At 45.3% G+C, this 16,036-nt stretch carries 15 protein-coding genes and 1 rRNA gene; 15 read left to right on the plus strand and 1 reads right to left on the minus strand.

The window, feature by feature from the left end:
• Nucleotides 1-142 precede the first annotated feature (142 nt).
• The 8 genes from rrf (at nucleotide 143) to pssA (ending at nucleotide 8,720) form a co-directional block, all read left to right on the plus strand.
• A 5S ribosomal RNA gene (gene rrf, locus AC1DVJ_RS20745) occupies nucleotides 143-259 on the plus strand.
• A 291-nt stretch (nucleotides 260-550) separates the two neighbouring features.
• On the plus strand, nucleotides 551-1,012 hold the full coding sequence (locus AC1DVJ_RS20750) for a CtsR family transcriptional regulator (RefSeq protein WP_056618373.1): 462 nt from the start codon (nucleotides 551-553) through the stop codon (nucleotides 1,010-1,012).
• 13 nt (nucleotides 1,013-1,025) lie between these two features.
• Nucleotides 1,026-1,532 carry a UvrB/UvrC motif-containing protein gene (locus AC1DVJ_RS20755; RefSeq protein WP_477593113.1) on the plus strand — a complete coding sequence of 169 codons (507 nt, stop codon included), beginning with the start codon at nucleotides 1,026-1,028 and terminating at the stop codon, nucleotides 1,530-1,532.
• 23 nt (nucleotides 1,533-1,555) lie between these two features.
• Nucleotides 1,556-2,617 (plus strand): protein arginine kinase, encoded by a 1,062-nt coding sequence (locus AC1DVJ_RS20760; RefSeq protein ID WP_477593114.1) that lies wholly within the window; start codon nucleotides 1,556-1,558, stop codon nucleotides 2,615-2,617.
• 174 nt (nucleotides 2,618-2,791) lie between these two features.
• A complete protein-coding gene (gene clpC, locus AC1DVJ_RS20765) occupies nucleotides 2,792-5,236 on the plus strand; it encodes an ATP-dependent protease ATP-binding subunit ClpC (protein ID WP_477593115.1) in 2,445 nt (814 codons plus the stop codon).
• Nucleotides 5,237-5,389: 153 nt separating this feature from the next.
• The gene (gene radA, locus AC1DVJ_RS20770; protein WP_056618365.1) at nucleotides 5,390-6,757 is read left to right on the plus strand and encodes a DNA repair protein RadA; all 1,368 of its coding nucleotides are present in this window, start codon (nucleotides 5,390-5,392) and stop codon (nucleotides 6,755-6,757) included.
• Between the two features lie 39 nt (nucleotides 6,758-6,796).
• Complete coding sequence (gene disA / locus AC1DVJ_RS20775) at nucleotides 6,797-7,876, plus strand: DNA integrity scanning diadenylate cyclase DisA (RefSeq protein ID WP_477593116.1); 1,080 nt, start codon at nucleotides 6,797-6,799, stop codon at nucleotides 7,874-7,876.
• A gap of 85 nt (nucleotides 7,877-7,961) precedes the next feature.
• Complete coding sequence (pssA, locus tag AC1DVJ_RS20780) at nucleotides 7,962-8,720, plus strand: CDP-diacylglycerol--serine O-phosphatidyltransferase (RefSeq protein ID WP_477593117.1); 759 nt, start codon at nucleotides 7,962-7,964, stop codon at nucleotides 8,718-8,720.
• An 80-nt stretch (nucleotides 8,721-8,800) separates the two neighbouring features.
• Here the strand turns inward: pssA and AC1DVJ_RS20785 are convergent, their stop codons facing one another.
• On the minus strand, nucleotides 8,801-9,196 hold the full coding sequence (locus AC1DVJ_RS20785; RefSeq protein ID WP_477593118.1) for a nucleoside triphosphate pyrophosphohydrolase family protein: 396 nt from the start codon (nucleotides 9,194-9,196) through the stop codon (nucleotides 8,801-8,803).
• Nucleotides 9,197-9,349: 153 nt separating this feature from the next.
• Between AC1DVJ_RS20785 and AC1DVJ_RS20790 the strand changes: the two genes are divergently transcribed.
• The 7 genes from AC1DVJ_RS20790 to AC1DVJ_RS20820 all read left to right on the plus strand — a co-directional run bounded on the left by AC1DVJ_RS20790 (nucleotide 9,350) and on the right by AC1DVJ_RS20820 (nucleotide 16,028).
• Entirely contained in the window at nucleotides 9,350-10,417 is a 1,068-nt protein-coding gene (locus AC1DVJ_RS20790; protein ID WP_477593119.1) for a PIN/TRAM domain-containing protein, read from the plus strand.
• A 52-nt stretch (nucleotides 10,418-10,469) separates the two neighbouring features.
• A complete protein-coding gene (ispD, locus tag AC1DVJ_RS20795; protein ID WP_477593120.1) occupies nucleotides 10,470-11,225 on the plus strand; it encodes a 2-C-methyl-D-erythritol 4-phosphate cytidylyltransferase in 756 nt (251 codons plus the stop codon).
• Nucleotides 11,222-11,707: a 2-C-methyl-D-erythritol 2,4-cyclodiphosphate synthase gene (ispF, locus tag AC1DVJ_RS20800; RefSeq protein ID WP_477593121.1), complete on the plus strand. Its 486-nt coding sequence runs from the start codon at nucleotides 11,222-11,224 to the stop codon at nucleotides 11,705-11,707. The genes ispD and ispF overlap by 4 nt, the downstream gene beginning before the upstream one ends.
• A 37-nt stretch (nucleotides 11,708-11,744) precedes the next feature.
• Nucleotides 11,745-13,199, plus strand: coding sequence for a glutamate--tRNA ligase (gene gltX / locus AC1DVJ_RS20805; protein WP_477593122.1), 1,455 nt, complete (start codon nucleotides 11,745-11,747; stop codon nucleotides 13,197-13,199).
• Nucleotides 13,200-13,543: 344 nt separating this feature from the next.
• Nucleotides 13,544-14,200: a serine O-acetyltransferase gene (cysE, locus tag AC1DVJ_RS20810; RefSeq protein WP_477593123.1), complete on the plus strand. Its 657-nt coding sequence runs from the start codon at nucleotides 13,544-13,546 to the stop codon at nucleotides 14,198-14,200.
• Complete coding sequence (cysS, locus tag AC1DVJ_RS20815; protein ID WP_477593124.1) at nucleotides 14,197-15,597, plus strand: cysteine--tRNA ligase; 1,401 nt, start codon at nucleotides 14,197-14,199, stop codon at nucleotides 15,595-15,597. Before cysE ends, cysS begins: the two co-directional genes overlap by 4 nt.
• Nucleotides 15,594-16,028 carry a Mini-ribonuclease 3 gene (locus AC1DVJ_RS20820; protein ID WP_477593125.1) on the plus strand — a complete coding sequence of 145 codons (435 nt, stop codon included), beginning with the start codon at nucleotides 15,594-15,596 and terminating at the stop codon, nucleotides 16,026-16,028. The genes cysS and AC1DVJ_RS20820 overlap by 4 nt, the downstream gene beginning before the upstream one ends.
• The last annotated feature ends 8 nt before the right edge of the window (nucleotides 16,029-16,036 follow it).

The following is a 16,036-nucleotide window of genomic DNA, read 5'->3' on the forward strand; positions in this document are numbered from 1 at the left end:
TGATAGGTTCGAGGTGGAAGTGCGGCAACGTATGCAGCTGACGAATACTAATCGGTCGAGGGCTTAACCAAAATTCCTAAGAATATTACTTTACGTGAAGTTTCGTATCTAGTTTTCAAGGCGCAAACAAACGCTTTGACTGTTTGGTGATGATGGCGGAGGGGACCCACGCGTTCCCATCTCGAACACGACCGTTAAGCCCTCCAGCGTCGATGGTACTTGAACCGCAGGGTTCTGGGAGAGTAGAACATTGCCAAGCAACTGAAAGAGCCTTACTTGGAGTAATCCAGGTAAGGCTCTTTTTTCATTTATCCTTTAAGGATATCCTAGATTAGCTCAGAAGAGCCGTATCAACAGCGATTATTAAATTAATTTCGAATAAATCTGTAGGTAAGGTCAACAATAGTAAGGTTCACATAAGGGGATCGGATCCGTGGGAGGAGCATTTTAGGAGCAGTACTTGTCAAAAAGAAAGGAAATGATTATAATTTAGTTAAGGTCAAAGAAAGTCAAAGTCAATTTACTTCTAGAAATCTGGGAGGCCGAATTGATGCGCAATGTATCAGAAATTATTGAACAGTATTTAAAACATGTCCTGCAACAAAGTACGGAAGGGGCTATCGAGATTCAACGAAACGATTTAGCAGACCAATTTCAATGCGTACCTTCTCAAATCAATTATGTCATTAGTACAAGGTTTACCTTGGAAAAAGGCTATGTGGTGGAGAGTAAACGCGGCGGCGGCGGCTATATTCGGATCCAGAAGATCGAGCTAAAGAGTCATGGATCTATCCTAGATCACATATTCCGTACGATTCATACCCACATTGATCAAGTCACCTCAGAGGGGCTTATTTATCAATTGCAAGAGGGGCACTATATTTCCACCAGAGAAGCTAACCTGATTCGGGCAGCAATATCCAGAGATGTATTGACCTTTAAACTGCCGCTGCGCGATGAAATTCGGGCCAAGATTCTTAAAGCAATGCTGATATCCTTGCTTAGCAGATAAGGAGGCAGATGGAATGGTTTGTCAGGAATGCGGGAAACGACCGGCGACTCTTCACTTCACAAAAATTGTGAATGGAGACAAGAACGAGTTCCACATTTGTGAGAATTGTGCTCGCGAAAAGGGTGAGATGATCCCAGGAACATCGAACGGATTTTCGATTCACAATTTACTTTCAGGCTTACTTGATTTTGAACCATTGTCCGCGGCAAAGTCTCAGGCAATCCGCTGTGATAACTGCGGTCTTACGTATTCGCAATTCAGTAAATTAGGTCGGTTTGGTTGTGGCTCCTGTTATCAAAGCTTTTCGGTCAAACTAGACCCTCTTTTCAAGAGAGTGCATGGGAATGTTGTTCATGTAGGGAAAGTTCCCAAACGCAGTGGTGGTATCATTCAAAGCAAGCGTGAAATCGATCTTTTGAAGAAAGATATGATGACCTGTATCGAGAGCGAAGAATTCGAGCAGGCTGCCCAGATACGTGACCAAATTCGTGAGATTGAGAAGAAAATTGCGGGTATGTAAGTTTGTAAGGGAGTGTGAATCCAGTGACATTACAGCGGTTTACAGGAGATGCTTTGAGTGAATGGATGAAGGGTGAAGGGCCAGAGTCGGATATTGTCATAAGCAGTCGTATCCGTATTGCTCGTAATCTGAGAGATTATCCATATCCCATGCTCGCAACGAATCAACAATCTCAAGAAGTGCTGGAACAGCTATCGGGTGTTCTTGAGAATGAAGAGTTGGAGACGATAAGCAACTTCTCGCTCATTCCATTGGCAGAGCTTAATGAGCTCGAACGAATGGTGCTAGTGGAGAAACATTTAATTAGTCCTAATTTAGCTAACGAATCCAGGAATGGTGCCGTTATTTTAAGCGATAATGAATCGATTAGTATCATGATCAATGAAGAGGATCATCTTCGCATACAGTGTTTATGTCCAGGTTTCCAGATTAAAGAGGTTTGGGACCTGGCCAATCAAATTGATGATATTTTTGAAACGCAAATGGATTATGGCTACGATGAAAAAAGAGGCTACCTAACGAGTTGCCCGACAAATGTCGGCACGGGAATACGCGCTTCAGTCATGATGCACCTGCCCGCGTTAGTTCTTAGTCAGCAAATTAATCGCATATTATCCGCAGTTACACAAGTTGGGTTGACGGTTAGAGGATTATATGGGGAAGGCAGCGAAGCTTTAGGTAATCTATTCCAAATCTCTAATCAAATCACCTTAGGTCAATCAGAAGAAGAGATTATTGATAATTTATACAGTGTGGCCAGGCAAATTATAGAGCATGAACGTGCCGCGAGACATAAGCTATTACAGGAGTCTAGAATGCGGATCATTGATCGTGTGAATCGCTCGCTTGGTATTCTATCCTATGCAGGGATTATCGACTCTAAGGAAGCTGCTCAGCGACTGTCAGATGTAAGACTGGGTATTGACGTGGGCATCATCAACAACGTATCCTCTCATGTTCTCAATGAACTGTTGGTCATGACACAACCAGGTTTTCTTCAGCAATATGCGGGTGAGAAGCTGAATGCAGAAGAGCGAGACATGCGACGTGCAGAACTGATCCGTGAGAAATTTGGTCTTGTGTGAGAAAACATCTATCGAGGCAATTCAAGGATGAGTGACCGCGGTTAAAGGTAAGTTTTATCGCCAATTAGAAAGAAGGTTTCGGGAACCGAAAACTTAAACTTTCTAATGTGGAAAGAAAGATATGATTCATCCTTTAGGAATTCCATAGATATACTACTTTTGGAGGTGTTCGCTATGATGTTTGGCAGATTTACGGAACGTGCGCAGAAGGTGCTTTCTCTTGCTCAAGAGGAGGCTGTTCGATTAGGACATAACAATATTGGAACAGAGCACATTTTACTTGGACTTATTCGTGAAGGTGAAGGCATTGCTGCTAAAGCACTCGTTGCGCTCGGCCTAGGTCTTGAGAAAATTCAAGATGAAGTCGAATCTCTAATTGGCAGAGGACAAGAGCAGCCGACCAACATCGCGTATACACCTAGAGCTAAGAAAGTCATTGAGCTTTCGATGGATGAAGCGAGAAAATTAGGTCACACGTATGTGGGGACTGAACATATTTTGCTCGGACTTATTCGTGAGGGTGAGGGCGTGGCAGCTAGAGTTCTTAACAATCTTGGGGTTTCCTTGAACAAGGCGCGTCAGCAGGTTCTGCAGCTTCTGGGCAGCAGCGAAACGGTGTCACCTAGCCATGGTACGAATCCTAATGTGAACACGCCTACATTGGATGGTCTGGCAAGAGATTTGACCGCTTACGCCAAAGAAGGGCATTTGGACCCTGTCATCGGCCGTAGCAAAGAGATTGAACGTGTGATTCAAGTATTGAGCCGTAGAACCAAAAACAATCCTGTACTGATTGGTGAGCCAGGGGTAGGTAAAACAGCGATCGCTGAAGGCCTTGCACAGAAAATCATTAATAATGAAATTCCAGAAACATTGAAAGATAAACGCGTAATGACCCTTGATATGGGTTCTGTTGTTGCAGGAACGAAATATCGCGGTGAATTCGAGGATCGTCTCAAAAAGATTATGGATGAAATTCGGCAAGCGGGCAATATCGTCTTGTTCATTGATGAGCTTCACACCTTAATTGGTGCTGGGGGAGCTGAAGGCGCTATTGACGCTTCTAACATCCTGAAGCCGGCACTTGCTAGAGGCGAGCTGCAATGTATTGGTGCTACAACATTAGATGAGTACCGCAAATACATTGAGAAAGATGCAGCACTTGAGCGTCGTTTCCAACCGATTACGGTAGATCAACCATCACCAGAAGAAGCGGTTCAAATCCTGTATGGTTTGCGTGACCGTTATGAAGCGCATCACCGTGTGAAAATTACAGATGCTGCAATCCAAGAAGCTGTTAAGCTGTCGGATCGTTATATCACGGATCGTTTCTTGCCTGATAAAGCGATCGACTTGATCGATGAAGCGAGTTCCAAGGTTAGATTGCGCTCATACACAACGCCACCATCCTTGAAGCAGCTTGAACTTAAATTAGAGAACATCCGTAAAGAGAAAGACGCTGCGGTTCAAAGCCAAGAGTTCGAAAAAGCAGCAGGACTTCGTGATACGGAGCAAAAGCTTCGCGAAGAGCTTGACTCGACGAAGAACGAGTGGAAAGAGAAACAAGGTCGTCTGGATACGGAAGTTACGCCGGATGATATCGCGCAAATCGTTGCGAGCTGGACGGGAATTCCTGTGAGCAAGCTTGCTGAGGAAGAAACAGATCGTTTGCTCAAGATGGAAGATATCCTTCATGAGCGAGTCATTGGACAAGAAGAAGCGGTTAAAGCTGTAAGTCGTGCGATCCGCCGCGCAAGAGCAGGTTTGAAAGATCCGAAGCGTCCGATGGGTTCATTTATTTTCCTTGGACCAACGGGTGTTGGTAAAACCGAACTTGCACGCGCTCTAGCGGAATCTCTGTTCGGAGATGATAATGCCGTTGTTCGTATCGATATGTCCGAATACATGGAGAAGCATTCGACATCCCGTTTAGTAGGGGCGCCTCCAGGGTATGTGGGTTATGAAGAGGGCGGTCAGCTCACTGAGAAAGTTCGCCGTAAGCCATACTCCGTCGTCCTCCTCGATGAAATCGAGAAGGCGCATCCGGAAGTGTTCAATATCCTTTTACAAGTGTTAGAGGATGGTCGCTTAACGGATTCCAAAGGTCGTACCGTGGATTTCCGTAACACACTAATCATTATGACTTCCAACGTCGGCGCGGATTTGATTAAGAAGAACTCCTCGCTTGGCTTCACAGCTGCACTTGATGCTGGAAGAGACTATACGAATATGAAAGACAAGGTTATGGGCGAATTGAAGAAAAGCTTCCGTCCAGAGTTCCTTAACCGGATCGATGAAATTATCGTGTTCCACTCTTTGGATGAGTCGCACATTGCACAAATTGTTAGCTTGATGGCCGATGATCTTCGTAAGCGTCTGAAAGAGCAAGAGGTTGATTTCTTGTTAACCGACAAGGCGAAAATGTTCCTTGCCAAGGAAGGCTTTGATCCAACCTATGGTGCACGTCCATTGCGCAGAGCGATTCAGAAGCATATTGAAGATCGCTTATCGGAAGAATTGCTGAGAGGCAATATTTCCAAAGGTGATTCACTGACGATCGATGAGAATGAAGGCGAACTAGTCGTCCTGAAAGGCGAAGGCGTCTCATTGTCGAAGTAAGGGAAAGCAAAGAAGCATTTTGCTTCATCCGATGAGGATGGAGTGAAATGCTTTTTATTTCTTTCGGCACTTTCATGAAAAACATAATAATGGTAAAATTATTGGTAAGGATAACCAAAAAGGATATCCCTATATTAAGGAGTAGCTTCTTCTATGAGTAAACAAAAAACGAAATTTAGCTGCCAAGAATGCGGCTATGATTCACCGAAATGGATGGGCAAATGCCCAGGTTGTCAGTCTTGGAATACGATGGTGGAAGAAATAGAAACGGTTGTTCGCACACAGGGTATGACTTCTTCGATTCCCAAAACGAAAGAAAAAGCGATCCCCATCATACATATAGAAAGCAGCTCTGAGCCAAGGGTTGTCACAAGCAACAAAGAATTAAATCGGGTCCTAGGCGGAGGTATTGTTCCTGGATCACTAATCCTCGTAGGTGGAGATCCTGGCATTGGGAAATCAACCTTGCTTCTGCAAACGTCCTTCGAACTCACACAAGCCCAGCAGAAAGTCCTTTATATATCAGGAGAAGAATCCATCAAGCAGACGAAACTTCGTGCTGACCGCTTAAATGCTTCATCTCCACTGCTATACGTATTATGTGAGACGAACCTCGAACTTATCGAGGAGGCTATACAAGAAACGAATCCTGACTTTCTCGTCATTGACTCGATCCAAACGGTATTTCATCCAGCGATTACTTCGGCGCCTGGAACCGTATCGCAGGTTCGAGAATGCACAGGGCATTTTATGAGAATAGCTAAGGGTAAGGGAATTGCAACGGTCCTTGTCGGGCATGTGACGAAGGAAGGGGCCATAGCGGGGCCTAGAATGCTGGAGCATATGGTCGATTGTGTACTCTACTTTGAGGGCGAACGACATCATTCCTATCGTGTTTTAAGAGCGGTGAAGAATCGATTTGGCTCAACGAATGAAATCGGTATATTTGAAATGCAAGAGGTTGGTCTCGTCGAAGTTAATAATCCGTCTGAGCTGTTCCTATCGGAAAGGCCGCTTGGCGTGGCAGGTTCAGCTGTCGTAGCTAGTATGGAGGGGACACGTCCCGTCTTGGTGGAGATTCAAGCTTTAGTGTCTTCGACGAACTTTCCCTCTCCGAGAAGGATGGCTACGGGCGTCGATCACAATCGTCTCTCTTTAATTATCGCGGTACTAGAGAAACGGATGGGCATGTTTTTACAAAATCAAGATGCCTACCTCAACGTGGCAGGTGGAATCAAGCTCGATGAGCCAGCCGTGGATCTGGCGATTGCGATTAGTATCGCATCCAGTTTCCGGGATCAACCGACGCAACCTTTTGATGTTGTGTTCGGTGAGATTGGCTTGACGGGGGAAGTCCGCGGCGTTTCTCGGATTGATCAGCGTGTGAAGGAAGCAGAGAAGCTTGGTTTTCGCAGAGTTATTATGCCTGAGAAAAGTTTAAAGGGGTGGACACATCCGAAAGGGATGGAGATTATTGGCGTAAACACGGTGGCAGAGGCATTGAAAGCAGCGCTTGGTTAACGTGGGTTCTGCAAGCTACAAGCCTTCAGGAGGAAAATGATGAGTAAAGAAGAGACGAAACGAGATGTGATGAGCCAATTGCTTCAGTTGGTAGCGCCTGGTACGCCATTTCGTGATGGATTGGAGAATGTCTTACGTGCCAAAACAGGTGGCCTGATCGTTGTAGGTTTCAGTTCCGAGGTAACTGAGATCGTGGATGGTGGGTTCTCAATAAACTGCGACTTTTCGCCCAATTATTTGTATGAACTTGCCAAAATGGATGGCGCAATTATCCTCAGTGAGGACATTAAGCGTATCCTTTATGCGAACACACAGCTAATTCCGGATTCATCGATTTCCTCGTCTGAAACGGGGATTAGACATCGAACAGCTGAGCGTGTGGCGAAGCAGACGAATAAATTAGTTGTTTCCATTTCACAGCGGCGGAATGTCATTACGCTCTATCAAGGTAATTTAAGGTATGCGTTGAAAGATATCGGCGTTATCCTTACCAAAGCCAATCAAGCAATCCAGACATTGGAGCGATATAAGGTGGTTTTGGATCAGTCCTTAACGAACCTGAGCGCATCAGAGTTTGAGGAGTTAGTTACCTTGCATGATATTACTAATGTTATCGCAAGGTTTGAGATGGTCTTACGCATCAAAGCCGAGATTAATCGTTATATTAACGAACTTGGCAATGAGGGACGCTTAATTAGCATGCAATTAGAAGAACTTGTTGGGAATGCGGAACTTGAGGCGCGTTTGCTCGTAAAAGATTATGTAAGGGAATTATCCGAAGATAGAGTCAAGGAGATGCAGGCAGGTTTGAAGCGTCTGTCATCTGATGAACTGTTAGAGCCCCAGCAGATTATTCGCCTGCTAGGGTATTCTCATACCAATTCGATTGCTGAAGAGCCGGTTTCCCCCCGTGGCTTCCGCATTTTAGGCAAAATCCCGCGGTTACCATCGATCATTATTGGTAATCTTGTGGAGAAGTTTGGCTACTTGCCACACATGATGATGGCGACGATCGAGGAATTGGATGAAGTTGACGGAATCGGAGAAGTGAGAGCCCGCGCCATTAAGGAAGGTCTCAAAAGAATTCAGGAACAAGTGTTCATTGACAGACATATTTAAAGTGGATACAATCATAAAGTATCATTGTTGAGGTTTCATGAAGTCAAGTTTAGGGTATAGTAAATCCAGAGGTGGACAAAAACATATGTTAACAAAATCAATTCCCAGTCTCTTTACAGTAGGGAACTTATTCCTAGGCGTTTTATCGATCATCCTAGCCTTCAGTGGCGAACATGGTATTGCTGCCGTTCTTGTCATTGTCGCTATGCTATTGGATGGACTCGATGGGCGTGTAGCGAGAGCGTTGAACGCTCAAAGTGAGTTCGGTAAAGAATTAGACTCCTTATCCGATGTTATTTCTTTCGGTGTCGCTCCTGCTTTCATCATGTATGTAGTTGCATTCAACGACCCTACAGTCATTAGTCCAGCTTTTGCTTGGATTGTTACGGCGATCTTCCCGATATGTGGAGCGCTACGGTTAGCTCGATTCAATGTTGTTGCCGGTACGCCTGGCTATTTCATCGGTTTACCGATTCCAGCAGCAGGCGGTGTTCTTTGTACGTTAGCTCTATTCGTGAACGATATCAACGTGTATGTACTTCTTGTAAGTACAATTCTATTGTCATACTTAATGGTCAGCACAGTGAAATATCCGAACTTCAAAAAAGCAGGTATTCCTAAAGCGGCGATTTGGATCACACCAATTATTGTTGCAGCAGCAATTTTGATTGCAATCAAATGGCCTGAATCCATTTCCAAAATGATTTTCGTACCGCTTCTAGGGTACGCGCTCTACGGCCTAAAAAAAAACGTTGATGGATACTTCATCCGTCTCCGTAATCTTCGCAGAAAGAACAAAAGACGTGGTGTAGACGACAGCAATTCAGTGAAATCTGACGTCTAGCACGTTGTTCGAAAATAAAAAGCATTTATTTTCTCCTGAACCCTCAGGAAGAAAATAAATGCTTTTTTTTGTTTTCATCGTCATGACATGTTGAAAAGACCTAGTGTTGTACATTTTTTTGATTCATTCTCAACGACTTGCTCCAAGTTAATATCAAGAATGTTACTTAGCGCAGACATGTAGAAAAGATTCCTGCCTAGTTCGCTACTAACGACCTCAATGCATTGTTCACATAAGTGACCGGATACATGGGTGCGAAGAACATCCTTAGCCTCATCCAAGGTCATCTCTGGATGATACTCTTGCTTGGCTGCATGAACTTGAATACATCCACATTCAGTAATGGATTTCACGACGGAACGATTGGTTGCTGCGCCTGACTGCTGAAATTTGGATAACACGTCAAGCAAACTGCGGTGACGGAGTAACAATTCAGACACTTGATCTTGAAACTGCTTTAAAGTCAAGGAGCTCATTCCATCCACCTCGGGTAGGTTGGTAACTTCCATTTCATTATAATGGATGCCCTCTAATATTTCAATTTTCCGACTAAAGAAGTGATTAACGTTGCATAAATTGGAACATAATTGTAATAAGGCTCAAAAAAAGTTGATGCAGGAGGTGAATCTGTGATGAAGAAATGGGTACAAATCATTTTAGCCATCATGGGTGGCAGTTTAGGTTATAGGTGGAGCGATTCGTTCCTTCGAACGACGGATGTCATCAGTCAAGCAGGACAAGTATTTTGGATTAATAGTTTATGTGCAGTAGGTATGTTTTTGATTTCAGCGTGGGTGGCTAGCATTGGCATGAATCTGCTGATGAGAGGGGAACGCAATGTCACGGATATTCCGGTGTCTGACTTACTTTCTGGTACGTTAGGTCTCGTGATTGGACTATTGGTTTCTGTGATGTTATTCCCAGTGCTTGAGCAAGCCAAATGGGCGGGTCCATTCCTACCTTTCATCGTTTCAGCAGTATTAGGGGTTATGGGCTTCCGTATCGGCTACAGCAAGCGGGAAGAGCTCGTGCAGGTTATTGCCAAGAGCCGATCTGGAGGCGCTGAGAAGCAGACGCATCGTCCGTACGAAGAGCATAAGATTTTGGATACGAGTGTCATCATCGATGGCCGAATTGCAGACATTTGCAAGACAGGCTTTATCGAAGGAACCTTAGTTATTCCGGAGTTCGTATTGGAAGAGCTGCAGCATATTGCAGACTCCTCAGATTTACTGAAGCGAAACCGTGGGCGTCGTGGACTGGACATTTTGAACAAAATCCAAAAAGAGCTTGAAGTCAAAGTCCTCATTTATGAAGGGGATTTCGAAGAAATTGCCGAAGTTGACAGTAAGTTGGTTCGCTTAGCCAAAGTGCTTCAAGGGAAAGTAATTACGAATGATTTTAATCTCAATAAAGTGTGTGAACTGCAAGGTGTATCGGTGCTCAATATCAACGATCTTGCGAATGCGGTGAAGCCAGTTGTCCTACCGGGAGAAGAAATTATTGTTCAAGTCATTAAAGACGGCAAGGAACATGGACAAGGTGTAGCTTATCTAGATGATGGTACCATGATCGTGGTGGAAGGTGGACGTGATTTCATTGGCATGACGCTGGAAGTGATGGTAACGAGTGTGCTTCAGACATCTGCTGGCCGCATGATTTTCGCGAAACCAAAACTATTGGAAAAAGCACAGTAAAACCAGTATGATAAGGAGATGTAACATAGCTCTTTCAAGTTGACTTGGGTCTATGCTTACGAAGAAGCTTTCGTTTGGAAAGCGCCAAGTTGGAGGACTTATGGGGAAGCTAGGGGTTATCGTCGTGGCAGCGGGCAAGGGTTCGCGAATGGGTACAGCAGAAAGCAAACAATACCTGCAACTGGGACAGAAGCCAATTCTGGTACATACCTTGCAATTATTTCAAAACATACATGAAGTGGATGAAATTATTCTCGTTGTTGGTGCAGATGATGTGAATCGCTGTAACGGCTATGTCACGAGCTATGCACTTACGAAGGTAACGTGTGTGCTATCAGGAGGCGCGGAGCGTCAAGATTCCGTCAGAAGAGGTCTCGATGCCTTGCAAGAGGGTATGGAGTGGGTGCTTGTGCATGATGGTGTTCGCCCTTTCGTAAAAAAGGAACATATGTTCGAGTGTCTTGTGAAAGCACAAGAAGTAGGGGCAGCTGTTCTAGCCGTTCCCGTTAAGGATACAATTAAGGTTGTGGATGCAACAGATAAACGCATTCAATCAACACCGGATAGACGAAGCTTGTGGGCCATCCAAACGCCGCAGGCTTTTCGTCTTTCTCTCCTGCAAGAAGCGCATGAGAAGGCCCTGGAGGATAAGTTCATGGGGACCGATGATGCGAGTTTAGTAGAGCGTTTAGGCGCTGCGGTGCATGTGGTAGAAGGGGACTATTATAATATCAAAATAACGACCCCGGAAGATTTACCTTGGGCAGAGTGGATATTACATAACGTAAGGGGAGAGGGACGCACATGATTCGTGTAGGAAATGGATTTGATGTTCATCAGTTGGTAGAAGGGCGTAAGTGCATTATTGGAGGCGTAACGATTCCTTATGAAAAAGGGTTGCTCGGGCACTCGGATGCAGATGTGCTGCTGCACGCTATTAGTGACGCCATCTTAGGCGCGCTAGGTCTTGGTGATATCGGGAAGCATTTCCCGGATACGGCTGCTGAGTACAAAGATGCCGATAGCTTAGTCTTATTGAAGCGGGTATGGCAATTAGCGAAAGATAGAGGGTACAAATTGGGGAATGCAGATTCCACGATTATCGCTCAGAAGCCGAAGATGCTGCCATACATCTCACAAATGGTTGAAATCATCGCAGCTGCGCTGGAAGCAGAGCCCGAACAAGTCAACGTAAAAGCAACAACGACGGAACAGCTTGGATTTACGGGTCGTGGTGAGGGGATCGCCGCGCAATCGGTTGTTTGTTTAATTCGAGATGTGTTAAAATAGCAGGTATTCATGAATGGAATGAAAAGGGGATACATCGATGAATCAGCCTTTACGCGTGCGTTACGCACCTAGTCCGACTGGACATTTACATATTGGCGGTGCCCGTACGGCATTGTTTGATTATTTATTAGCTCGCAAGGATGGCGGAGCGTTTGTTGTGCGCTTTGAAGATACGGATCAAACCCGTCATAAAGAGTCTGGTGTCGAAGACCAGTTGAATGGTTTGAGATGGCTTGGCCTAGAATGGGATGAGAGCGTGGATATCGGAGGCCCTTACGGTCCTTACCGTCAAATGGAGAGACTCGACATTTACCGCACTTATCTAGATAAATTATTGCAAAGTGGTCACGCCTATGGATGCTATTGCTCGGAAGCGGATCTTGAGCAAGAGCGCGCAGAGCAAGAAGCTAGCGGGGAAATGGGCGGCTACTCCGGCAAATGCCGTAACTTGACGCCTGAGCAAGTAGCTGCGTATCAAGCGGAAGGTCGTGTGCCTTCCACACGTTTCCGTGTTCCTACAGACCGGATCATCGGCTTCGAGGATAAAGTTCGCGAGCACGTGGAGTTCGACTCCAACGGAATTGGCGATTTCATTATTGCGCGTGCCGATGGCATCCCGACGTATAACTTCGCGGTGATTGTTGATGATCATTTGATGAAAATCAACTTGGTTATTCGCGGAGAAGAGCATCTGTCCAATACACCGAGACAAATCTTGATGTATGAAGCATTGGATATGCCGATCCCGGAATTTGCGCATTTGGCGTTGATTTTGAACCAGGACCGCAAAAAAATGAGTAAACGGGATGAGTCCATCATCCAGTTTATCGAGCAGTACAAAGAGCTTGGTTACTTGCCAGAGGCGGTACTGAACTTTATTGCGCTGTTAGGTTGGTCACCTGGTGGAGAAGAAGAGATGTTCACGAAGGAAGAACTGATTGCACAGTTTGATTTGGATCGTGTATCCAAGAGTCCAGCTGTGTTTGATATGGATAAATTGAATTGGATGAACAATGCTTATTTGAAAAAGGCTCCGCTCTCCCGCATAGTAGACCTTTGCGTGCCGCATTTGCGTAAGGCTGGGTATATCCAAGGTGACTTGGATGGAGCGACACAAGAATGGGTAGAGGCGCTTGTCAGCCTCAATCAAGAAAGAATGCGCTTCGCGGCTGAGATCGTAGAATTGTCCGCGCTCTTCTTCAAAGAAGAGCTGGTCATCGATGAAGAAGCATCTGTCGTATTGAAGGAAGAGCATGTGCCTGTCGTGTTGACGAGCTTCTTAGCTCAAGTCGAGCAAGCGGAAGCTTTCACCGTTGAAGCCATGCCAGCTTTGCTTAAAGCTGTTCAGAAGGAAACTGGTTTCAAAGGGAAGCAACTGTTCATGTCTGTTCGCTCCGCGTTGACAGGTCAAGTCCATGGACCGGATCTGAATGTGTCGCTTTACCTATTAGGGAAAGAAAAAGTCGTTTCACGTCTACAGAGCTTATTGTAAAGCGAGTTTCTTTTCGTTATACTTAATTCAATGAAATACGAAATGCCATGATCAGGAGAGTATGGTTAAGTGAGGATTTGTCAGAGAGGATAATCGAGGCCGTGAGGTCTTGGCTGTGAGTTATCCAATCCTTGTAATCAGAAATGCACCTGGGAGCAGCCGCGCCGAATACTCACCTGAGTCTGGTAGGCGCAGCCGGAACACCCACGTTACGGGTTTGAGTTGGGAGACTTCCGAGTCACCAAGCAGAGTGGAACCGCGATAACCACGCCTCTGCAGCCTTAGGGCTGCAGGGGCTTTTTTTTATTTCATACCAACATCATACTAGGCAAGAAGGTGAGCATATGTGGTCAACGATCAAATCTGATATATCCGCCGTATTCGATAACGACCCTGCAGCGCGCAGTTGGTTTGAGGTTGTTTTTACGTATTCGGGGCTTCATGCGATTTGGTCGCATCGAGTGGGACATTGGTTTTATACACGAAGGATGTATACCCTGGCACGTATCGTTTCTCAAATAAGTCGATTCATGACAGGGATCGAAATCCATCCGGGTGCAACGATCGGTCAAAGATTGTTTATTGATCATGGAATGGGCGTGGTCATCGGGGAAACCTGTGAGATTGGGGATGATGTTATCCTTTATCAAGGGGTAACTCTAGGTGGAACGGGGAAAGAGAAAGGTAAGAGACACCCAACAATTGGTAATAATGTAGTTATTGGTTCGGGAGCCAAAATTCTCGGATCCTTCCTTGTTGGCGAAAACTCACGCATTGGCTCCAATGCCGTTGTCATTCAGGAGGTTCCTTCCAATAGCACAGTCGTCACGATTCCTGCAAGACTTGTGAAACGAGATGGCGTTCGTGTGAATCGGTTGGATCATGGCAATTTGCCAGATCCGATTGTTGATATATTCCAAGAATTACAGGGTCAAATTAATGAATTGAAATACCAACTGGAAGAAGAACGGAAGAAGAATGGAGAACTGAGGAGAACATGACACTCAAGGTATATAATACAATGACTCGCAAGAAGGAAGACTTTGTTCCGATTGAGCCCGGTAAAGTGAAGATGTACGTATGTGGCCCAACCGTATATAACTACATTCATATCGGCAATGGCCGACCTGTTATATTTTTCGACGTCGTTCGTCGTTATTTGGAAACGCAGCAGTATGAAGTGAACTATATCACAAACTTTACCGATGTGGATGATAAAATGATTCGAAAAGCCGAAGAGATGGCGGTTTCCGTGCCAGAGCTTGCCGAAATGTTTATTGCGGCTTTTTTAGAAGATATCCAATCCTTAGGTGTTCATGAAGCTACTCTGAACCCGCGTGTAACTGAGAACATGCAAGAAATTATTGATTTCATTGCTGTGTTAGTGGGGAAGGATTTCGCTTACGAAGCTCGTGGGGATGTGTACTATCGGACTTCCAAATTCGCAGAATACGGCAAGCTTTCTAGTCAAAACTTGGATGAACTTCAGTACGGGATTCGTGTTGAAGTCGACGACCGCAAAGAAAATCCGCAGGACTTTGTCCTATGGAAAGCCGCGAAGCCAGGTGAGATTTATTGGGATAGTCCTTGGGGCCAAGGCCGGCCAGGCTGGCATATTGAGTGCTCTGCCATGGTTCGCAAATATTTGGGCGAAACGATTGATATTCACGGTGGCGGGCAAGATTTAACATTCCCTCACCACGAATGTGAGATTGCTCAAACCGAGGCAGTAACTGGTCATCCAATGGCCAATTATTGGCTGCACAATGCATTTCTTAATATCGACAACGAGAAGATGTCGAAATCACTCGGAAATGGTATTCTGATCCGCGATCTCATTAAACAAATTAAACCGCAAGTATTCCGTTTCTTCATGCTATCTGCTCACTATCGGAATCCGCTTAATTTCAGTGATGAGAGCTTGAAGCAAGCAGCGAACGCGCTGGATCGGATTCAGAATGCTTACGACAATATGAAGCACCGTCTAGCTACAGCATCGGCAACAGGTGAAGTTGAAGCGGGAATTGCAGACAAACTGCAGGCGATATCGAAACAATTTACGGATAAAATGAATGATGATTTCAATACGCCGGATGCGATTACCGCGGTGTTCGATCTAGTTGCGGAAGCGAACTTGTACTTACAACAGGAGCGGGTGAACGCGGATGCAGTGAAGCTTTACATGGAGCAGCTAGAAGCGTTCGATGTAACGCTCGGCATTCTTTCGCAGCAAGCAGATGAATTGCTGGATGAAGAGATCGAGCAGTTGATTATCGAACGTACGGAGTCGCGGAAATCGAAGAATTGGGCACGCGCGGATGAAATCCGTGATTTGCTGACGGAGAAAGGGATATTCCTTGAGGATACACCACAAGGCATACGCTGGCGCCGCAAATGATTGAATTGAACAATAATGCCGCCAACCTATTTGCGTTCCCACCATCGAAAAGTCCGAATTTATTAAACCCGCTAGTATTGGCATATATCGGAGATGCAGTCTATGAGGTTTACATCAGACAATATGTCATCTCAGGCGCTAATCATCGCCCCAACCATTTGCATAAAGCATCGACGGGGTATGTCTCCGCCAAAGCGCAGTCCAAATTGTTGACGGCGTTGATGCCAATGCTAACGGAAGAAGAAGTAGATATCGTGAAGCGGGGACGGAATGCCAAGTCAGGAACAACAGCCAAAAACGCGGATGTGCTAGAATACCGGCATAGCACCGCGTTTGAGTGCTTAATCGGTTATTTATATTACAAACAATCCTTTGAGCGATTGAAAGAGATATTAGACTTCGCCATCTCGCATGGTCACAATCAGAAGTAAGACAGGAG

The organism is Paenibacillus sp. P4_A9, assembly GCF_056402415.1.